20 protein-coding genes are annotated in these 18,615 nt (G+C 66.2%); 12 read left to right on the top strand and 8 right to left on the bottom strand.

Annotation, left to right across the window (positions count from 1 at the left end):
• Positions 1-256: 256 nt before the first annotated feature.
• Both CNE_RS22710 and CNE_RS22715 read left to right on the top strand, forming a co-directional pair.
• Positions 257-1,234: a Bug family tripartite tricarboxylate transporter substrate binding protein gene (locus CNE_RS22710; protein WP_013952623.1), complete on the top strand. Its 978-nt coding sequence runs from the start codon at positions 257-259 to the stop codon at positions 1,232-1,234.
• A gap of 65 nt (positions 1,235-1,299) precedes the next feature.
• Positions 1,300-2,889, top strand: coding sequence for a gamma-glutamyltransferase family protein (locus tag CNE_RS22715; protein ID WP_013952624.1), 1,590 nt, complete (start codon positions 1,300-1,302; stop codon positions 2,887-2,889).
• A 17-nt stretch (positions 2,890-2,906) separates the two neighbouring features.
• Here the strand turns inward: CNE_RS22715 and CNE_RS22720 are convergent, their stop codons facing one another.
• Positions 2,907-3,500, bottom strand: coding sequence for a hypothetical protein (locus CNE_RS22720; RefSeq protein ID WP_013952625.1), 594 nt, complete (start codon positions 3,498-3,500; stop codon positions 2,907-2,909).
• A 31-nt stretch (positions 3,501-3,531) separates the two neighbouring features.
• Positions 3,532-4,800: an MFS transporter gene (locus CNE_RS22725; protein ID WP_193351093.1), complete on the bottom strand. Its 1,269-nt coding sequence runs from the start codon at positions 4,798-4,800 to the stop codon at positions 3,532-3,534.
• Between the two features lie 124 nt (positions 4,801-4,924).
• Here CNE_RS22725 and CNE_RS22730 point away from each other — a divergent pair, with 124 nt between their 5' ends.
• A complete protein-coding gene (locus CNE_RS22730) occupies positions 4,925-5,371 on the top strand; it encodes a winged helix-turn-helix transcriptional regulator (protein WP_013952627.1) in 447 nt (148 codons plus the stop codon).
• Positions 5,372-5,434: 63 nt separating this feature from the next.
• On the opposite strand, the gene uraH (CNE_RS22735) is transcribed toward CNE_RS22730, so the two are convergent.
• Genes uraH (CNE_RS22735) through CNE_RS22745 form a run of 3 tightly spaced genes read right to left on the bottom strand, consistent with a single transcriptional unit; the run spans position 5,435 to position 7,662 of the window.
• Positions 5,435-5,770, bottom strand: coding sequence for a hydroxyisourate hydrolase (gene uraH, locus CNE_RS22735; protein WP_013952628.1), 336 nt, complete (start codon positions 5,768-5,770; stop codon positions 5,435-5,437).
• Positions 5,771-5,801: 31 nt separating this feature from the next.
• Entirely contained in the window at positions 5,802-6,311 is a 510-nt protein-coding gene (uraH, locus tag CNE_RS22740) for a hydroxyisourate hydrolase (RefSeq protein WP_013952629.1), read from the bottom strand.
• A gap of 1 nt (position 6,312) precedes the next feature.
• Positions 6,313-7,662 (bottom strand): MFS transporter, encoded by a 1,350-nt coding sequence (locus tag CNE_RS22745; RefSeq protein WP_041228593.1) that lies wholly within the window; start codon positions 7,660-7,662, stop codon positions 6,313-6,315.
• 390 nt (positions 7,663-8,052) lie between these two features.
• Between CNE_RS22745 and CNE_RS22750 the strand changes: the two genes are divergently transcribed.
• Both CNE_RS22750 and uraD read left to right on the top strand, forming a co-directional pair.
• Positions 8,053-8,997 carry a LysR family transcriptional regulator gene (locus tag CNE_RS22750; protein WP_041228594.1) on the top strand — a complete coding sequence of 315 codons (945 nt, stop codon included), beginning with the start codon at positions 8,053-8,055 and terminating at the stop codon, positions 8,995-8,997.
• Positions 8,998-9,121: 124 nt separating this feature from the next.
• Complete coding sequence (uraD, locus tag CNE_RS22755; protein WP_010809719.1) at positions 9,122-9,640, top strand: 2-oxo-4-hydroxy-4-carboxy-5-ureidoimidazoline decarboxylase; 519 nt, start codon at positions 9,122-9,124, stop codon at positions 9,638-9,640.
• Between the two features lie 9 nt (positions 9,641-9,649).
• Here the strand turns inward: uraD and CNE_RS22760 are convergent, their stop codons facing one another.
• Together CNE_RS22760 and CNE_RS22765 are read right to left on the bottom strand one after the other, a co-directional pair.
• Entirely contained in the window at positions 9,650-10,315 is a 666-nt protein-coding gene (locus CNE_RS22760; protein WP_041228595.1) for a hypothetical protein, read from the bottom strand.
• On the bottom strand, positions 10,312-11,718 hold the full coding sequence (locus tag CNE_RS22765; RefSeq protein ID WP_013952633.1) for a selenium-binding protein SBP56-related protein: 1,407 nt from the start codon (positions 11,716-11,718) through the stop codon (positions 10,312-10,314). The genes CNE_RS22760 and CNE_RS22765 overlap by 4 nt, the downstream gene beginning before the upstream one ends.
• 307 nt (positions 11,719-12,025) lie before the next feature.
• Here CNE_RS22765 and CNE_RS22770 point away from each other — a divergent pair, with 307 nt between their 5' ends.
• A complete protein-coding gene (locus tag CNE_RS22770) occupies positions 12,026-12,445 on the top strand; it encodes a PaaI family thioesterase (RefSeq protein ID WP_041228596.1) in 420 nt (139 codons plus the stop codon).
• Positions 12,446-12,455: 10 nt separating this feature from the next.
• Here the strand turns inward: CNE_RS22770 and CNE_RS22775 are convergent, their stop codons facing one another.
• Positions 12,456-13,454 (bottom strand): AraC family transcriptional regulator, encoded by a 999-nt coding sequence (locus CNE_RS22775; protein ID WP_041228597.1) that lies wholly within the window; start codon positions 13,452-13,454, stop codon positions 12,456-12,458.
• A 161-nt stretch (positions 13,455-13,615) separates the two neighbouring features.
• Here CNE_RS22775 and CNE_RS22780 point away from each other — a divergent pair, with 161 nt between their 5' ends.
• From CNE_RS22780 to CNE_RS22805, 6 genes are all read left to right on the top strand, one after another.
• Positions 13,616-14,596, top strand: coding sequence for a quinone oxidoreductase family protein (locus tag CNE_RS22780; RefSeq protein ID WP_013952636.1), 981 nt, complete (start codon positions 13,616-13,618; stop codon positions 14,594-14,596).
• A gap of 12 nt (positions 14,597-14,608) precedes the next feature.
• The gene (locus CNE_RS22785; protein ID WP_013952637.1) at positions 14,609-15,451 is read left to right on the top strand and encodes a TauD/TfdA dioxygenase family protein; all 843 of its coding nucleotides are present in this window, start codon (positions 14,609-14,611) and stop codon (positions 15,449-15,451) included.
• A gap of 50 nt (positions 15,452-15,501) precedes the next feature.
• Entirely contained in the window at positions 15,502-16,560 is a 1,059-nt protein-coding gene (locus CNE_RS22790; RefSeq protein ID WP_013952638.1) for a BKACE family enzyme, read from the top strand.
• A gap of 113 nt (positions 16,561-16,673) precedes the next feature.
• Positions 16,674-17,684: a Bug family tripartite tricarboxylate transporter substrate binding protein gene (locus CNE_RS22795; RefSeq protein ID WP_013952639.1), complete on the top strand. Its 1,011-nt coding sequence runs from the start codon at positions 16,674-16,676 to the stop codon at positions 17,682-17,684.
• 134 nt (positions 17,685-17,818) lie between these two features.
• Positions 17,819-18,202 carry a hypothetical protein gene (locus CNE_RS22800; RefSeq protein ID WP_013952640.1) on the top strand — a complete coding sequence of 128 codons (384 nt, stop codon included), beginning with the start codon at positions 17,819-17,821 and terminating at the stop codon, positions 18,200-18,202.
• Between the two features lie 57 nt (positions 18,203-18,259).
• Complete coding sequence (locus CNE_RS22805; RefSeq protein WP_013952641.1) at positions 18,260-18,601, top strand: zinc ribbon domain-containing protein YjdM; 342 nt, start codon at positions 18,260-18,262, stop codon at positions 18,599-18,601.
• Positions 18,602-18,615: the final 14 nt, after the last annotated feature.

Genomic DNA, 18,615 nt, shown 5'->3' on the forward strand with positions numbered 1-18,615 from the left:
ACACCCCACCACCAGGGCGGGGCATGGCGCACCCACGCAGTGCGCTGGCCCCATGGAGACAAGACAGTCCGGCAAATGCCGGTGCCAGGTGGGCGACTCCGGTGCAAGACCTGCGCAAACTTCCAGGAAAGGGAAGGGGGCGGACAGGACGCGCGCCGGGATCGGCCCAACGCCAATGGCACGCATATTGCGGACTGGGAAGTGCCATCCGTTCCTGTCAGCGGATGCCATTTCTTCTATCGATGAGGGTACAAAGATGCGTTCCACTGCTATCCGCAGCCTGCTTGCTGTCACCATGCTGGCGGCCTCTTCACTGGCACTTGCGCAAGGCGCCCGCGACTGGCCCAGCCAGCCGGTGCGTATTGTCGTGCCGTTCCAGGCCGGCTCGGCCACCGACCTGATCTCGCGGCAGATCGGCATCGGGCTTGGCAAGGAATACAGCCAGACCTTTGTGGTTGAAAACCGCCCGGGCGCCGCCGCGATGATCGGCAGCGAGGTGGCCGCGCGCGCGCCGGCCGATGGCTATACGCTGCTGATGTCCGGGCCGGCGTCGATGGTGACCAACCGGTTCCTGTACAAGAAGCTCAGCTATGACCCGGATGCGTTCGAGAAGGTGGCAGTGGTCGCGGTCACGCCGAATATCCTGTTGTCCAACCCCTCGCTTCCGTTCAAGACGCTGCCCGAGATGGTCGCGTATGCCAAGGCTAATCCGGGCAAGCTGACCTATGCCTCCTTCGGTGCCGGCACCACCTCGCATATCGCCGGCGAGATGCTGAAGGCCGCGGCCGGCATCGATATCGTCCATGTGCCGTACAAGGGCGCCGGCGAAGCGATCCCGGCGCTGCTGTCGGGCCAGGTGTCGATGTATTTCGACACCATCATGACCGGCCTGCCCTATGTGAAGGCCGGCAAGCTGCGCGCGCTCGGCATGTCCACCGCTAAGCGCTCGCCCAACGCGCCGGAGATTCCGACGATTGCCGAGCAGGGTTATGCCGGTTTCGATATCGCACCGTGGTATGGCATTGTCGCGCCCAAGGGCACGCCGGCCGACGTGGTCAGCAAGCTCAATGTCTCGATCAACAAGCTGCTCAAGGCCCCGGAGTTCCGTGAACGCCTTGCTGCCACCGGTGCCGAGCCGCGCGGCGGCAGCGTCGGCGATTTCAGCGCGATGGTCAGCGCGGAGATCCCGCGCACCGAAAAGCTCGTCAAGCAATCCGGCGTGACGCTGCAATAAGCCGCGTGCAGCAACCCTGGGGCGCCGCCCGCGCGCCCTTTTACCTGTTCTGAATGGAGTTCCCGATGTTGCCTTTCGACTGGACCTTTCCCTACCCGTCGCAAAAGATGCCGCTGCTGGCCGCCAATGCGGTCAGCACCAGTCAGCCGCTCGCCGCGCAGGCGGGGCTGCGCATGCTGTACGAAGGCGGTAATGCCATCGACAGCGCCATTGCCAGCGCGATTGCGCTGACCGTGGTGGAGCCGGTCATGAACGGCATTGGCGGGGACATGTTCGCGCTGGTCTGGCATGAGGGGCAGCTGTACGGGCTCAACTCCAGCGGCCGGGCGCCGGCGCGCTGGACCCTGGATCATTTCGCCGGGCACGACAGCATGCCCCAGGTTGGCTGGGATACGGTCACCGTGCCGGGCCAGGTCGCGGGCTGGAAGGCGCTGTCGGCCCGCTTCGGCAAGCTGCCGTTCGCGCGGCTGTTCGCACCGGCCATCGAGTACGCTGAACAGGGTTTCCTGGTGTCACCGCAGATCGCACGGCAATGGGCCGCGCAGGTGCCGGTGCTGGCCGGGCAGCCTGGTTTTGCCAAGGCGTTCCTGCGCGACGGCAGGGCACCGCAGGCGGGCGAGCGCTGGCGTTTCCCGGAGCAGGCCGCCACGCTGCAGCGTATTGCCGAGAGCGATGGCGCAAGCTTCTACACGGGTGAACTCGCCGCGCGCATCGTCGCGTTCGCCGAGGAAACCGGAGGCGCCATCCGCGCCGACGACCTGGCCGCGCATCGCGCCGCCTGGGTCCAGCCGATGGCGCAGCAGTTCCGCGGCTATACGCTCCATGAAATTCCCCCGAACGGCCAGGGCATCGCCGCGCTGATCGGCCTCGGCATCCTGGACCGCTTCGACGTGGAAAGCATGGGCTGCGACAGCGCCGGCTTCTACCACGTCAGCATCGAGGCGATGAAGCTGGCCTTCGCCGACCTGCACCGCCACGTGTCGGACCCCGCCACCATGCAGCACGCGCCCGCCGCCTTCCTGGATCCGGCCTATCTTGCCGAGCGCGCGGCGCTGATCGATATGAAACGCGCCGGCACACCCACCGCTGGCGTTCCGAAGAGCGGCGGCACCGTCTACCTGTCCAGCGCGGATGCCGCGGGTTCGATGGTGTCGTATATCCAGTCCAACTACCGCGGCTTTGGCTCCGGCGTGGTGGTGCCCGGCACCGGCATCGCGCTGCATAACCGCGGCGCGGGCTTCAACCTGAAGCCCGGCCACGCCAACTGCGTGGCGCCAGGCAAGCAGCCGATGCACACCATCATCCCGGGCTTCGTCACCCGCAATGGCGAGCCAGTAATGTCATTCGGCGTGATGGGCGGCTCGATGCAGGCGCAGGGCCATGTGCAGATGATGGCGCGGCTTGCTGCCTTCGGCCAGAATCCGCAGGCCATGAGCGATGCCCCGCGCTTCCGCGTGGAGCACGGCCCGGTGGTGAATGTCGAGGCGCATCTGGCGCCGGACGTGGTCTCCACGCTGCGCGGCATGGGCCATCGCGTTGAAGTGGCGCCGCGCGACAGCCTGGAGTTCGGTTCGGCGCAGCTTATCTACAAGGCGCCGTACGGCTATATCGCGGCCTCGGACTCGCGGCGCGACGGGCAGGCAGTGGGGTTTTAGGCGCGAGCCGCCCGCGGTCACAGCGGCGCAGGCTGGGGCTGGCTGGCAGACGTGGCCGCGGCGGGCTTCTTGTTGTCAGTGCCGCTATATGAGAAGTACCTCGCCTTCGCGCCCCTGGCCCAGTACGCCACGGTGAAGTGCTTGCTGTCGCGCCCATAGAGCAGTTCCAGGCTGCCATTCGCGGCGGCCCACTCGGCGTAGCCATTCTCCGCCGCGCCTTCGGTCTTGCGCAGGGACGCATAGCGTTCGTCGAGCTTCTTGCGCACCTCATCCAGCGCCGTGCGCTCGAACGTCATCGTGATCAGCGCCACGGTGTCCTGCGCATCGCAGTTCAGGATCACGCGCGTCAGGCCCGGGAGGTGGAAGCGCTCCAGGTGCCTGAGCTCGACGGCATCGCCACCGGCCCACTCGGACTTGCCGGTCCTGGCGTGATTCTGCGGCGGCGCCAGGCGAGAGCACCTGGCCTTGCCCAGCTCCAGTCCCAGCGGCGCCGCGGTGTTGCCGGCTGCGTCAGGCTGGGCAGGAGATGCGGCATGGATCGAAACGGATGTCAGCAGGGCGGCACAGAGCAGGGCGGCCTGCTTCAGGTTCAGGCGGGAAAGTGCTTTCACGGTCTTGAGGAGAAGTTGTCAGCCGGGGATTCTACGGCTTTCTTGCTTCCTGCCGTCCGATCTTGCTAATGACGGGTGTGCCTGCCTGCGCGGCTTGCGCCGGCATGAAGCGGCGGGTGGCGGCCCAGAACATCAGCGCCAGCAAGCTGACCACGGCGCCCAGCACGCAGACGCCCCGCCACCCGGCAGCCTCATAGACTGCCGTGGTGGCAATGGCGCCCAGCCCGCTGCCCGCCGCGTAGAACAGCATGTACGCGCCGACCAGCCGGCTATGTACCGCGGGGTCGGTGCGGAAGATCATGCTCTGGTTGGTGACGTGGATGGCCTGGCCGCCCAGGTCGAGCAGCACGATGCCAATGGCCAGCGGCCACAGCGATGTCTCCAGCCACGACAGCGGAAGCCAGGCCGCCACCAGCAGCACCAGTGCCGCGAGCGTGGTGCGCTGCCCGAAGCCCTGGTCCGCCCAGCGTCCCGCACGCGCGGCCGCCAGGGCACCCACCGCGCCAACCAGCCCGAAGGCGCCGATGGCCGTATGCGACAGCGCGTAGGGCGGAGCGCTCAGCGGCAATACCAGGGCGCTCCACAGGATGTTGAACGCCGCGAACATCAGCAGCGCGATCGTGCCCCGGATCTGCAAGACCCGGTCGCGGCGCAGCAGCAGGAACATCGATGCGACCAGGCTGGCATAGCGCATCCGCTGGCCGGCGCTGGCCACCACTGGCAGCGCACGCCATAGCAGCCACGCAAGCACCAGCATCGCCGCTGCGGCGCAGACATAGACGTTGCGCCACCCGACCACGTCGCTGACGCCGCCGGCCACGACACGCGCCAGCAGCAGTCCGATAAAGACACCGCTCTGCGCGGTGCCGACCACGCGCCCGCGTTCATGCGGTCCTGCTGCCGCGGCCGCGTAGGCGATCAGTCCCTGGGTCATGGCGGTGCCGAGCAAGCCGGTCAGGAGCATCCCCGCCAGCAGCACGGTAACGGACGGCGCCAGCGCCACGGCGGCCAGCGCGCCGGCCAGGGCAAGCACCTGTGCCAGCATCAGGCGGCGGCGTTCCACAAGGTCGCCCAGCGGCACCAGCAACAGCAGCGCCAGGGCACAGCCAAGCTGGGTGGCGGTGACCACGCCGCCGATGGCCCCGGCGCTGATGGAGAAATCCGCCATCAGCGCATCCAGCAGCGGCTGGGCGTAATAGACATTGGCGACGCTCAGGCCGCTGGCGCAGGCGAACAGCAGCACGGCGCCGCGCGGCAGGTTCGCACACGGTGCCGCAGGGCAAGTCGGAGGCGGTGCCATCACCGCGGGGGAGGTTTCCATACCAGTTCATGTGGTTGCAAATCAAAACCAGTTGAAGCGTAAGCCTACTGGTTTTAAAATGCAACTACATTGACGGGCTGCACAGCCCCAAGGCAACCAAGACATGGCCACCCGCAAAGACCCCAGCGATGAAACCTGCCCCGTTGCGCGCACCCTGGAGCTGGTCGGCGAGCGCTGGTCGCTGATGATCGTGCGCGATGCGTTCGACGGCATACGCCGCTTCAGCGATTTCCAGCGCAGCCTGGCGGTCGCGCGCAACATCCTGGCCGACCGTCTGCGCCGGCTGGTGGAAGCCGGCATCCTGGCGACGCAGCCGGCTTCCGATGGCAGTGCGTATCACGAGTATGTGCTGACGAAAAAGGGAGAGAGTTTGTTCCCCGTCGTATTGGCCTTGCGCCAATGGGGCGAACACCATCTGTTTGCGCGCGGCGAGCGGCGCTCGCAGATGGTGGAAAAGCGGACCGGGAAGCCGGTGCCGCTGATGATGCCCCGGACCAGCGACGGTGATGTGCTCTTACCAGGGGAAACGGAAGTGCGCAAGCCGCGCTAGGGGGCGGTGACGAGGTCGTCGACAGTCGCCCGCTTTTCGGCACGGGCGACATGCCTCTTGCATTCAGCTGCCCCGATACGTCCCGAAGCTCCACGGCGAACACAGCAACGGCACATGGTAGTGCTGCGCGGCGTCCGCGATAGTAAAGCGCACGGGCACGATGTCGGCGAAGACGTCGGGGGTGCGGAAGTAGTCCGCCACCCAGAAGCGCAGCTCGAACTCGCCGGTGCGCGCCTGGGCCGGCGGCAGCATTGGCGTGTCGGTGCGGCCGTCGTGGTTGGTGCGGGCGCGCGCGATCAGCCGTGGCGGCTGGGTGGCGACGTCGAACAGTTCCACCTGCATGCCGGCCACGGGGCGGCCCAGGGATACGTCGAGCACATGTGTGCTGATGCCTGCCATGATGCGTGTGTCTCCGGGTTGGGCCGCGGCGTCAGCTGCCGCGGTAGTAGTTGTAGCTCCACGGCCCGAACAGCACGGGCAGGTGGATGCGCTGGCTGGCGTCGGTGACACGCAGGCGCAGCGGGATCTTCGACAGGAAGGAGGGTTGCGGCAGGCTGGCCTTGCGTGCGGCAAAGTATTCGTCCGCGTGCAGGATCAGCTCATAGGTGCCGGTGCGGTAGCTGTCGCCGATCAGCAGCGGCGGTTCGCTGCGGCCGTTGGCGGCCAGCGTGACGGTCTGCAGCGGCGTGCGCTGGCCATTGTCGATGCGGAACATCTCCACGCGCATACCGGCCGCGGGCGTGCCGTGGTAGGTGTCCAGCGCGTGCAGTGTCAGGCGCGGGCTCAGGCCGACTTGCTGCACCGGCGCAGCGGTCTGGTTCGGGGCCGCCGCCTCCGGCGTGGCGCCCCAGCTGGCGCCGGCCAGCAGCGCGCCGCCGCCCAGCGTCATCGATTGCAGCGCGAAGCGCCGGCGGGTGGGATCAAAAGCGTAGTCGTCCATGTCAGGCCCCTTGCTTGCCGTGCTTGCCGCCCAGCTTGCGGATGCCGACCAGCACCAGCGCCGCGGCCAGCACCTCGATCACCGCCACCAGGTACAGGCCGGAGGTGAGCTTGCCGGTAGTGTTCTTGATCAGCCCCATCACATAGGGCGCGCCAAAGCCGGCCAGGTTGGCCACCGAGTTGATCAGGGCCACGCCCACCGCGGCGGCGCTGCCTGCCAGGTAGCGGTTGGGCAGCTGCCAGAACACGGGGATGGCGCTCATGGTGCCGACCAGCGCGGCGGTCATGGCCAGCAGTGCGATCACCGGCGACAGCACCTGCGCGCCCAGCAGCACGGCCAGCACGGCCATGGCACCGCCACCGACCAGCGCCGCGCCGCTGAAGTGCCAGCGCACTTCGTTGCGGCGGTCGGAATGCGCGCCGTTGAGGATCATGCCGGCGGCGCCGCACAGGTAGGCCACGGCCGCGATCCAGCCCACCGCCATCGGCGTGGTGAAGCCCACGTCCTTGATGATGGTCGGGATCCAGAAGGTCAGCGTCGAGTTGGCGCACAGCAGGCAGAAGAAGATCGCGATCAGCAGCCACACCTTGGGGTTGGCGAAGAGCGTGCGCCAGTCGTGGCCGCGCTCGCCCAGGGCGGCGTTGTCGCGCTTGAGGGCGTCCTGCAGCACGCGCTTCTCGTCGTCGGAGAGCCAGCGCGCCTGTTCCGGCTTGTCGGTCATGTAGAACCAGGCAAAGATGCCGGCCAGCACCGACGGGATGCCTTCCAGGATGAACAGCCACTGCCAGCCGTGCATGCCGTTCACGCCAGCCATGCTGGTCATGATCCAGCCGGCCAGCGGGCCGCCCAGCACGCCGGCGATGGCCGATGCGGACATGAAGGTGCCGAAGGCGCGCGCGCGGCGCTGCGACGGGTACCAGTAGGTCAGGTACAGGATCACGCCCGGGTAGAAGCCGGCTTCGAATGCGCCCAGCAGGAAGCGCAGGATGTAGAACTGCGTGGGCGTGGTGACAAAGGTCTGCAGCATGCAGATCACGCCCCAGCAGATGGTGATGCGCATGATCGTCTTCTTGGCGCCGATCTTCTGCAGCAGCATGTTCGACGGCACCTCGAAGAAGAAGTAGCCAAGGAAGAAAATGCCCGCGCCCAGCCCGTACACGGCCTCGCTGAAGTGGAGCGCATCCAGCATCTGCAGCTTGGCGAAGCCGATGTTGACGCGGTCCAGCCAGGCCAGTACCCACAGCACCCCAAGGAAGGGCAGCAGGCGCCAGGTTACCTTCCGGTAGACGCTGTCCTCGGCGTCGTCGGCGGTGCCGGCAAATACCGGGATGCCTTGTTTCGTGATCGACATGATGTCTCCTGTCTTGTCGTGTTCTGCCAGGTCTTGCTTGGCGGCGGTGCATGCCGTCCGCCGGGTTGGGAGCAAGTATATGAATGGCCCGCCAATGCGAAACGAGGGGGCTGGTATAGACCCCATAGCAGCACCGATATGGGCTGCAATCCCTTGTGTGGCGCGGGTTTGCGGGTGCTCCGGCGGGGCCCTGGCGGACCTATGGATTACCCTAGGCAGGCCGTTTTCCGGGGTGTGCGCACGCGGACCGGGCAGGCTCGTCCGGGTTGTACCGGTTGTCGTGCGGTGCGCAACACGCTACAAAGTCGCCATTGCCTGGCACGGCGTTGCCGCCCGGAGCGGCGGCAGCCGCACCCGACAGGCCTCCACTTTTTCTGCCACGGACCCAACATGATTCGCGCCGACGACCCGTTCGATACCTACCTGCTGCGCGTGCTGTGCATCCTGATCGCCGAGCAGAGCGTGTCGCGCACGGCGATCCGCCTGAACCAGTCGCAGCCGGCCATCAGCGCCGCGCTCAAGCGCCTGCGCGCGATTTTCAACGACCCGCTGCTCACGCGCGAGAAGAACGTCATGGTGCCGACCGAGCGCGCGTTGCAGCTGGCGCGCAATGCCCAGGCCGCGCTCAGCGCGCTGGACAACCTGCTGGTCTCGGACGACCGCTTCGACCCCGCCACCACCGAGCAGAGTTTCGTGGTGGCCATGCCTGACTACCTGGCCCCGCCGTTCTTCGCGCACGTGGTGCGCGCGGTGCGGCGTGCGGCGCCGCACGCGCGGCTGTCGGCGCTGCCGTTGGGGGCCACCTTCGATTACGAGCAGGCGCTGTCGGCGGGTACGGTCGATATCGTGATCGGCAACTGGCCCAATCCGCCTGAGCACCTGCACCTGTCCGTGCTGCTGGAAGACGAGGTGGTGTGCGTGGTGGCGCAGGACAGCGTGCATGCGCAGCCCGGCAAGTTCACCGCCCAGGCCTACCTGGGCGCCTCGCATATCGTGCCCACGCCGTATTCGCGCGACCAGCGCGGCCTGGTCGATGCCGGCCTGAGCACCATGCGCGTGCACCGGGACAACCGCATCAGCTGTCCCTACTTCAACCTGGCGCCCAGCCTGATCCCCGGCACCGACCTGATCCTGACCACCGCACGCCACTTCGCCAACTACCATGCGCAGCATGTGCCGCTTGCGGTGCTGGAACCGCCGATCGAGTTCCCGTTCATGCGCTTCTACCAGCTGTGGCATCCGTCGCGCCACCGCTCGGCCGCGCATGTCTGGCTGCGCGGCATGCTGACCGCCGCCTCGCAGGAGCTGCGCGACCTGCGCGATATGCGCCGCTAGCGGTATCGGTTTCTGTTATGGGATCTATAGGGCGCGGGCTCTCGCCGCTGCGGCGGGCCGTTCCTATACTCGGCCCCGTATCCAACGATTCCCCATGCGCGGGATCCCTACGGGAGAAGCATCCATGTCTCAACCACTCGACCTGGCGTCGGTCAACGCCCTGGACGAAGCGGCCTTTGCCGATGCCTTCGGCAGCGTGTTCGAACACTTTCCGCAGGCCGCCGAGGGCGCCTGGGCGCAACGGCCGTTCGCATCGGCGACGGCGCTGCATGGCGCCATGATGGACGTGGTGCGCAAGCTCGACGAGCCGCGCCAGCGCGATTTCCTGAACCTGCACCCGCAGTTGTCGGCACGCAATATCCGCGCGGGCACGATGACGGCCGATTCCAACGCCGAGCAGAAGAGCGCCGGCCTGGATGCGATGTCGGCGCAGCAAGAGGCCGCGCTGGACCAGCTCAACGCTGACTACCAGGCGCGCCATGGCTTCCCGTTCATCATCTGCGTGCGCCACTACACCCGCGAGGGCATCTTCGCCGCGTTCGAGCGCCGCCTTGGCCGCAGCACGCAGCAGGAGCTTGACGAAGCGCTGGCGCAGATCGCCGCGATCACGCGCGGGCGGCTGGCGGCGCGGCTGGCCGGTTGAGTTCAGCGTTTATCCAAAGGCTTCAAGACCCAGCGCCAGCATCCCGACCAGGATGAGGCTGGCGGCCCAGACCGCCTCCAGGTTGAACCAGCTCCGCGACACGAACTTCAGTCCCAGGTAGCGGTAGACCAGCCATGCCATGCCGCCGCCCACGGCGAACATGGCCAGGGTGTGGATGACGGCGACCACCAGCGCCATGCCCAGGTTGGCGCTGGCGAGCGTGGCGGCGGCCTGGTGCCCCAGGTCCGCCTCGACACGGCAGAGGCCAAGATAGATCGGCACCAGCATCAGGCCGGCGCCATGCGCAATCGCCACCGCGAACGACCATAGCGCTAGCCGCGATGGCGCGATGCGCACCAGTGCCCGCGGGTGGCCTCGCCTGAGCAGCAGCACGATGCCGCAACCAACCAGCAGCACGCTGGCGCCGATGCGGATTTGCGCTTGCCAGGCGACCAGGGCAGCCAGCATGCCGAAAGGCAGCGTTACCGCCAATACCGCAAGCGCGTGCCCGAAAGCCAGGTACCCGAGCGCGGCAAGGAGGGCGCGGCTGCTATGCGCCAGCAGGCCGTTCGATACCGCCAGCGGCCAGCCCATGGCCGGGTTGATGCCGTGATAGAGGCCGCTGGCCAGCACTGCCGACCAGAGGCCGATCTGTTCCCAAGCGTGACCGGTCAAGCCTTGACCGACGGATAGCAAAACGAGTCGGTCGAACAGTCGCCGCCTTCCAGCCGGATCTGGTGCGCGCGGTAGCCTTCCGGAAACTCGACCCAATAGTCATCGGCCAGCGTCAGCCCGCCGTCTGGGCCGGCATGCGCCATGACCTGCGTGCCGGGGATGCCGTCTGGGTAGAACTGGTTGTCCCAGGTGGAGTAGAGCGAGTTGGTCCAGTAGACGCGCTTGCCGTCGCGGCTGATCTCGACCATCTGCGGGCCGCCGGCAAATGGCTTGCCGTTGGGATGCGGCGTGCGGCGGACGATGCCGCCGATATGGACCGAGCCGGCGAGCTTCAGGTTGCGCGGATCGCTCACGTCATACTGCCGCATTTCGCCGGTGCCCCAGCAGGACACGTAGAGGAACTTGTCGTCGAGGGACAGATCGATATCGGTCACCAGCGGCGGCACGGCACCGAAGCCCTGCAGCAGCGGCGGCAGCAGGCTTGCGTCGGCGGCTTCGGGCGGGATGGTTGCCGTCTTCTCGGCGTGGAACTTGCCGCCTTCGCGCCACCAGGTCCAGATCGAGCCTTCCAGGTTGGTGGTATCGACCACCACTCCAACAAAGCCGTATTCCCGGATCGGATCATGCGCAGGCCGGACTTCCAGCGCCATCTGGTGGTTGGCGCCCAGGTCGATGGTCTGCACGTTGCGGCGCGCCCGCAGGTCCCAGAAATGCAGCTTGTGCCCGTAGCGGTTGCCCAGCAGGTCCTCGGGCACCAGCCCGTTCTCGAACTGCGGCGGCAGGGCCCATTCGCTGGACACCATGTAGTCGCGCGGCAGGTTCCACCAGAAGTCGTAGTGCTTCTCCTGTTCGCCGCGGTCGATTTCCCAGCGGCCCAGCACGTCGAAGGTCTCGCAGTCCATGATGAAGATGCCGGGCGCGCCGTCCGTGCCATCCGGGCCACCGCCCCCGAGCGTGCTGACGTAGATGCCCTCCGGCCCGCAGTGCACGGTATGGGGCCTGGAGTAGCCGGTCTTGCGGAAGATCTCGTCCGGTTCAACGATCTTGTGGATCCGTGCCTGGGTCGGGTGGGGCTTGGTGTCGATGATATACAGGCGCGACGAGCGCATGCCCGGAATGATCAGGTAGCGCCGTTCGAGAAACGCATGGCCGGTCAGCGGCGACAACGACGACGAGCACGCATTCCAGCCGAAATGGTGCAACTCGTCGCCCTTGTTGGTCATCGGCACGGTATGCACGACCTGGCTGTAGGTGGGCGAGCCGGGTTTGGCGTCGATCACCGCGAGCGCGTCTGGCTGCGAGGCGTCGGGGCTTAGCAGCACCGTATAAGCAAATGATTCCGCTGGTGCGCTGATCGCGAGTTCCGGCGAGGCGTGAAATGTCGGATCTGGCCGCATGTTCATGGGTGAGCCCTCCTGGTTTTGCAGGACGTCGCAACGTCGCCGGTACATCACTTGCCCGTGGTGTGTGGCCAAGGTGCAGGGGAAGCCTACTTAGCCTAGGTCGTTCTCAATACCGAGTCAAAGGCGGCGCAGGCGCGGCAAACGAATAACTCTCAGGGTGCCCATTCATGCTGGCAAAAGATGCGCTTCGTGAAATAGAGATTTACGAAAAGCCGTAAATCGCGCAGAAATGGGGCTTCGGGCCAGCGAGCAAGCCACGCGCTGCACCGGTATCAGAGAAACGATCAGCGAAATGGAAACCCAAGCAATGAATGCGGTAAAACCTCAAGGTGAGGGCGATGGCGAGTTCTGTCTGGACAATCCGGCACTGGAAAGCATCGGTGTCAGGATCACCCAGTGGCGCGACGACTATGTAGAACTTGAGCTGCCGCTCGCGCCCAATATGCTCAACCGCAGCCGGGTGGTGCATGGCGGCACCCTCTGCACCTTGCTCGACGCCGCCACTGGATACTCGGGCCTTTACTCGGCGCCAGGCGAGGACGCGCGCCATGCGGTCACGCTGTCGCTGACCTCGAACTTCCTAAGCAACGGCACGGGCAAGTTGCTGACCGCAAAGGGCATGGTCGACCGGCGCGGACGCTCGATCTTCTTCTCGCGCGCAGAGGTGTGGCTGGATGGGGAGTTGCTGGTGGCAACGGGTGTCGCCACGATGAAGTACCTGAAGTAGGCAGTCAGTCTCAGGCGCCGTCCTGGCGCCAGCGCGTCGGCGACTTGCCGAACTGTGCCGCGAACCAGCGCGAGAATGCGCTGGGTTCTGAAAACCCCAGCAGCGTGGCGACCCGGGCGAGCGGGCGCTGCGGATCCTGCAGGTAGCGTTGCGCAAGCTCGCGGCGCACTTCATTGACCAGTGCGGAGAAGGTATCGCCATCCTGCTCCAGCTGGCGCTGCAGCGTGCGCGGACTGATGCCAAGGCTTTGCGCGACCTGTTCCACCGCGCCGCGCCCGCGCGGCAACAGCTGGTGCAGGGTGCGCCGGACGTCGGCCGCGATGGAAGGCTTGCCGGCCCCCGGCTGCAGGTCGAGGAAGCCCCTGGCGTACCCGGCCAGGCTGGCATCGGCCAGGGGATTGACGCGATCCAGGTCGCCGCTGGCGAGCACCAGCCCGTCGAACTCTGAACCGAACTCAATGTGTTGTCCGAACAGGCGCCGGTGGATTTGCAGGTCGGCCGGCGCCGCATGGGCGAAATGCACGCTGTGCGGCTTCCAGGACGTGCCCAGGATGGCGCGGATCAGGCTGTACAGGGCGGCGACTGTCAGTTCCATGGCCTGCCTGCCGGGCTGGTGCCGGCCCGTCTGCAACGTCACATGCAGCACCGTGATCTCTGGATATTCCGTGACCAGGATGGAGATGGAGTCGCTGAGCCAGTGGCGGTAGCGCTCGATCTCCGCCAGCGCGTGGCGCAGCGTGGGCTGGTGCTGCAGCAGCAGGCTGACCGGGCCGAAGTCTGACAGGCGCCACGATTCCCCCACCATCAGGCCAAGCGAATGGCAGGCCGTGACTCGCGCCGATGCCTCCAGCACTTCGGCCAGGCGCGCTTCCGGGATGCGCAGGTCCGGGGTGTACAGGCAGGCCTGGTCCAGGCCTGCCTGGGCCACCATGCGCACCGGATCCAGGCCCGCGCCCCGGGCAATCTCCAGGTATTTGGTCAGGGAAGCGCTGCGAACAAGGACGGTCATAAGGCTGCCGCGAGAGTGGGTGGGGGCGTCGGTCGTGTCCGTCATCAAATGTCAAATCCTGGCGCGATCGGTCAAGGGTGCCGCGCCATGGCTGTCTGACAATCGTTACCGTCGCGCCAATGATAGCGGCGCGGGCAGGACACGACAATCAGGAGACAGCCTTGGCAAAAGCCATTCGCATGTACGAGACCGGAGGGCCCGAAGTCCTCCGCTATGAGGACGCCGAGGTCGGCGACCCGGGCCCGGGCGAGGTGCGGATCCGCCACGCCGCCGTCGGGCTGAACTATGCCGACACTTACTTCCGCAACGGCACCTACCCGGTGCCGCTGCCCATCGGCATGGGCGTGGAGGCAGCCGGCGTGGTGCAGGCGGTCGGGCCGGGCGTGACCCATGTCGCGGAGGGCGATCGCGTCACATACACCGGCTTTATCAACACCCTGGGTGCGTACAGCACCGAGCGCCTGGTGCCTGCCGCACCGCTGATCCGCCTGCCGGAAGCGATCAGCTTCGAAACCGCGGCGGCAATGACCATGCGCGGCCTGACCTCCGCCTACCTGATGCGCCGCATCTACCCGTTCAGCGGTGGCGAAACCATCCTGCTGCACGCGGCTGCCGGCGGCGTGGGGCTGATCGTCTCGCAATGGGCCAGGCTGCTCGGCCTGACCGTGATCGGCACCGTCTCGACCGAGGCCAAGGCAGAGATGGCGCGTGCCCATGGCTGCAACCACATCATCAACTACAGCCATGAGGACGTCGCAAAGCGGGTGCGGGAGCTGACCGATGGCGCGGGCGTGTCCGTGGTCTTCGACAGCGTGGGCAAGAGCACCTTCATGGCGTCGCTGGATTCGCTGAAGCGGCGCGGGTTGATGGTCTGCGTCGGCACGGCCTCCGGCACCATCCCGCCGTTTGATCCGCAGCTGCTGGCGAGAAAGGGTTCGGTCTACCTGACCCGACCGGCGCTGGCCGACTACATTGCGGACCCCGCCGAAAAGGCCGAACTGGCCGCCGAGGTGTTCGGCCACGTTGCCGCTGGCCGTATCCGCATCGAAATCAACCAGCGCTATGCGCTGCAGGATGCCGTGCAGGCCCACCGCGACCTGGAATCACGCAAGACCACCGGGTCTTCGATCTTTGTGCTGTAAAGGAGCGTCCCCATGCGAGCCCAACCCCTTACCTGCAATATCGGCGCCGAAGTCAGCGGCGTCAGCCTGGCCGATGCCGCGCGCGACGACGCGCTGTTTGCCGAGATCAAGTCCCTGCTGCTCACGCACAAGGTGCTGTTCCTGCGCGACCAGAAAATCTCCCGCGCGGATCACGTGGCATTCGCGCGCCGCTTCGGCGAACTGGAAGACCATCCCGTCGCCGGCAGCGATCCCGACCATCCGGGACTGGTCCAGATCTATCGCAGCGACAAGCGCGAGAACTACGAGAACAGCTACCACACCGACGGCAGCTGGCGCGAAACCCCGCCCATGGGCTGCGTGCTGCGCTGCATCGAATGCCCGCCGGTCGGCGGCGACACCATCTGGGTGAACATGGCGGCGGCCTACGAGCACCTGCCCGAGGACATCAAGCAGCGTATCGCCGGGCTGCGCGCCAAGCACAGCATCGAGCATTCGTTCGGCGCGGCGATGCGCCCGGAAAAGCGCGCCAGCCTTGCCGCGCAGTACCCCATGGTCGAGCACCCGGTGGTGCGCACGCATCCGGAAACCGGCGAGAAGGCGCTCTACGTCTGCGGCTTCTCCACGCATTTCGCCAACTTCCATACGCCCGAGAACGTGCGCTACGGACAGGACAAGACCCCGGGCGCCAGCCATCTGCTGAACTACCTGATCAGCCAGGCGGCGATTCCCGAATACCAGGTGCGTTTCCGCTGGCAGCCCAACAGCGTGGCCATCTGGGACAACCGCTGCACCCAGCACTACGCGGTGCAGGACTACTGGCCGGCGCCGCGCAAGATGGAGCGCGCCGCCATCATCGGCGACAAGCCGTTCTAAGGCGCGCCAGCCGCCGCCAGGCCACGTGCCTTTATCAATGGAGACATGCCGTGAATTACCTCGATGGATCCCTGTTCCCTGAAAACCAGCAGCCGTTGATCATCACGGCGGCACCCTACGCACCGGGCTGGCTGCCGTCCGATTTCCCGGAAGACATCCCCGTGACGATGGAAGACCAGATCCAGACGGCCGTGGACTGCTACAACGCCGGCGCGACTGTGCTGCACCTGCATGTGCGCGAGCTTGACGGCAAAGGCTCGAAGCGTCTGTCCAAGTTCAACGAGCTGATCGCCGGGGTGCGCAAGGCGGTGCCGGAGATGATCATCCAGGTGGGCGGATCGATCAGCTTTGCGCCGGAAAACGAGGGGGATGCCGCCAAGTGGCTGTCCGACGACACGCGCCACATGCTTGCCGAACTCGACCCCGTTCCGGACCAGGTGACCGTCACGGTAAACACGTCGCAGATGAACGTGACGGAGCATGCGGAACTCGCGGATTTCAAGGGCACCTCGCGAGAGAACCCCGCGATCTTCAATGCGTACAAGGAAATGACGGTTCCCGCCCAGCCGGGCTGGGTCGAAGAGCACATCCGGCGTCTTTCCGCTGCCGGCATCCAGAGCGCATTCCAGTGCTACAACATCAACAGCTTCGAATCCGTTGAGCGGCTGATCCGGCGCGGCGTGTACAAGGGCCCGCTGGTCATGAACTGGGTGGCGATCAGCGGCGGCATGGATGCGCCCAGCGTCTTCAACCTCGCCAACATCGTTCGCGCCGTCCCGGATGGCGCGGTGCTGACCGTCGAAAGCTCCGTGCGCAACGTGCTGCCTGTGAACATGATGGGGATTGCTCTGGGCCTGCATGTGCGATGCGGAACCGAGGACTGCCTCTGGAACCAGTCGCGCACGGCCAAGATGAGCACGGTGAAGCAGATCGAGCAGCTGGTGCGCATCGCGGGAGAATTTGGCCGCAAGGTGGCAACGGCCCAGGAAGCGCGCGAAATCCAGAAGATCGGCGTGTTCTACGACACCGTCGAAGAGACGCTGGAGGCCAACGGCTTCGCGCCGAACCGCAATGGCGGCAATCAGGGCTTCCTGCGCAAGGCCGCCTGACCCGGGCCGGTTTGCATTGGCGATCCGCCAGCAGAAGGGCAAGGGTGGCAAAGCACCGGCTCACGATGAAGCCGGCTGCTGCCCTGAACAACCCTCGCACATTGGAGACAACCATGAATCAAGCACAACCGTCGGCGCGCCGCAGGGCGTCGCTGTCATGCATGTTCGGCCTGGCGCTGTCGGTGGCGCTGCCGGCTGCGCTTCCATCGACCGCCCAGGCCCAGGCGTGGCCAACCAAGGTGGTCAAGATCGTGGTCGGCGGCCCCGCCGGCGGCACCGCCGATTTCCTCGGGCGCCTGCTGGCCGAGGGGCTGACGCAGTCGCTGGGCAAGCCGGTGATTGTCGAGCAGAAGCCTGGCGGCGCCGGGGCGATCGCCGTCAACACACTGCTTTCCGCACCGCATGACGGGCATACACTGCTGCTGATCCAGGGCGGCGTCGTCTCCGAGACGCCGCTGGCGCTGAAGGTCTCGTTCGATCCTTTCAAGGACCTGAAACCCGTTGCCCAGGTGGCCCGTACCGGGCTGGTGCTGGTGGCCAACCCCAAGCTGCCGGCGAAGAACTTCAGCGAATTGCTTGCCTACATCAAGAGCAAGCCCGGGCAGATCGACTATGCCTCTTATGCCGCCGGCATGCGCGGGCAGACCATCGGCGTCCAGTTCAACCGCCTGGCAGGCGTGAACATGAACCATGTCGGCTACAAGGGATCGCCGCCCGCGCTGCAGGACGTGATGGGCGGCCATGTGCCGCTGATGTTCGACGGCCTGGCCACGTCGCTGCCGCTGATCAAGTCCGGCAAGCTCAAGGCCTATGCCGTGGCGTATCCCAAGCGCATCCCCGCGTTGCCGGATGTGCCGACCTTCGCCGAAGTCGGCTTCGCGGCGATGACGGAGCCCAGCTGGATGGGGGTGTGGCTGCCACCGGACGTGCCGGCGGCGGTGCAGGAAAGGATCCGCAACGCCACGCTGGCCATCGTGCAGCAGCCCGGCTACCGCGAGCGCGTGGAGGCCATGGGCATGGACGCCGGGCAGCCGCTCAGCAGCGAGGCGCTGTCCAGGGAGGCGCGCGCCGCCCATGATCGGCAGGCGGAGTTGCTGCGGTCGATACATTTCGTGCCGGAGTAGGGGGCCGGCAAGGAGGGCAGGCGCCCTGCGGGCGCCTCAGCGCAGCGTTCAGCAAAGTTGTATGCTTTCTGAATGGCCTGCCGGGCGCCTCCAGCGCGTTCCCGTCACGGCGCAAACAGTATGGCGGTGACGACATGAAGCCTGCTCACGCATTGATTGTGACTTGCGTCATGCTGGCCGCCTGCGTATCGACGGGCGTCGAGGTGAAACAGGAGCAAATGTCGAACTTCCTGCTCGGTTTCTCCACCCTCGACGACGTTACCAGCCAGCTGGGGAAGCCCTCGTCGCAGACTACCCTGGTCAACGGGTCAACCATCCTGATCTATTCGTTTGCGGCCTCCAGGCCGCACCCTGAGAGCTTTATCCCGTTCATTGGCCCGCTGTTCGCCGGCGGCGCGATCCGGTCGTCGACGGTTTTCTTCGAGTTCGACGAGAACGGCGTCCTCAGGAGCCAACGCCTGACGACGTCCGGCAGCGTTTCGGGATGGAGCGTGCTGCCGCCCGATATGTTGCCATAGGCCGGGGCGGTATACTTCTGCTCCTTTACGGCCCTGGCCAGACACCCGAGAGTCCCCATGAGCGCTTTGCCTCCCTGCCCAAAATGTCATTCCGAGTTCACCTATGAAGACGGAGGCCTCTACATCTGCCCGGAATGCGCGCATGAATGGTCGGCGCAGGCCGCGGCGCCGACCGAACCGGAAGCCAGGGTGTATCGCGATGCGGCAGGCAATGTCCTGCAGGATGGGGACACCGTCACCGTCATCAAGGACCTGAAGCTGAAGGGGGCGGCCGGTGTGGTCAAGATGGGTACCAAGGTGAAGAACATTCGCCTGGTCGACGGTGACCACGATATCGACTGCAAGATCGACGGCTTTGGTGCCATGAGCCTGAAATCGGAGTTCGTCAGGAAGGTCTGACCGGGCGTTGCACC

This window comes from Cupriavidus necator N-1 (assembly GCF_000219215.1).
GTDB lineage: Bacteria > Pseudomonadota > Gammaproteobacteria > Burkholderiales > Burkholderiaceae > Cupriavidus > Cupriavidus necator.

What these genes read in the sequence shown, in the direction of transcription:
- uraH (WP_013952628.1), bottom strand. Translation starts at nt 5,770, where the DNA reads ATGGCAGGCATCAGCACACATGTGCTCGACGTATCCCTGGGCCGCCCC.
- CNE_RS22710 (WP_013952623.1), top strand. Translation starts at nt 257, where the DNA reads ATGCGTTCCACTGCTATCCGCAGCCTGCTTGCTGTCACCATGCTGGCG.
- CNE_RS22725 (WP_193351093.1), bottom strand. Translation starts at nt 4,800, where the DNA reads ATGGCACCGCCTCCGACTTGCCCTGCGGCACCGTGTGCGAACCTGCCG.
- CNE_RS22745 (WP_041228593.1), bottom strand. Translation starts at nt 7,662, where the DNA reads ATGTCGATCACGAAACAAGGCATCCCGGTATTTGCCGGCACCGCCGAC.
- CNE_RS22765 (WP_013952633.1), bottom strand. Translation starts at nt 11,718, where the DNA reads ATGAACATGCGGCCAGATCCGACATTTCACGCCTCGCCGGAACTCGCG.
- CNE_RS22750 (WP_041228594.1), top strand. Translation starts at nt 8,053, where the DNA reads ATGATTCGCGCCGACGACCCGTTCGATACCTACCTGCTGCGCGTGCTG.
- CNE_RS22770 (WP_041228596.1), top strand. Translation starts at nt 12,026, where the DNA reads ATGAATGCGGTAAAACCTCAAGGTGAGGGCGATGGCGAGTTCTGTCTG.
- CNE_RS22730 (WP_013952627.1), top strand. Translation starts at nt 4,925, where the DNA reads ATGGCCACCCGCAAAGACCCCAGCGATGAAACCTGCCCCGTTGCGCGC.
- uraD (WP_010809719.1), top strand. Translation starts at nt 9,122, where the DNA reads ATGTCTCAACCACTCGACCTGGCGTCGGTCAACGCCCTGGACGAAGCG.
- uraH (WP_013952629.1), bottom strand. Translation starts at nt 6,311, where the DNA reads ATGGACGACTACGCTTTTGATCCCACCCGCCGGCGCTTCGCGCTGCAA.
- CNE_RS22805 (WP_013952641.1), top strand. Translation starts at nt 18,260, where the DNA reads ATGAGCGCTTTGCCTCCCTGCCCAAAATGTCATTCCGAGTTCACCTAT.
- CNE_RS22800 (WP_013952640.1), top strand. Translation starts at nt 17,819, where the DNA reads ATGAAGCCTGCTCACGCATTGATTGTGACTTGCGTCATGCTGGCCGCC.
- CNE_RS22785 (WP_013952637.1), top strand. Translation starts at nt 14,609, where the DNA reads ATGCGAGCCCAACCCCTTACCTGCAATATCGGCGCCGAAGTCAGCGGC.
- CNE_RS22775 (WP_041228597.1), bottom strand. Translation starts at nt 13,454, where the DNA reads ATGACCGTCCTTGTTCGCAGCGCTTCCCTGACCAAATACCTGGAGATT.
- CNE_RS22715 (WP_013952624.1), top strand. Translation starts at nt 1,300, where the DNA reads ATGTTGCCTTTCGACTGGACCTTTCCCTACCCGTCGCAAAAGATGCCG.
- CNE_RS22795 (WP_013952639.1), top strand. Translation starts at nt 16,674, where the DNA reads ATGAATCAAGCACAACCGTCGGCGCGCCGCAGGGCGTCGCTGTCATGC.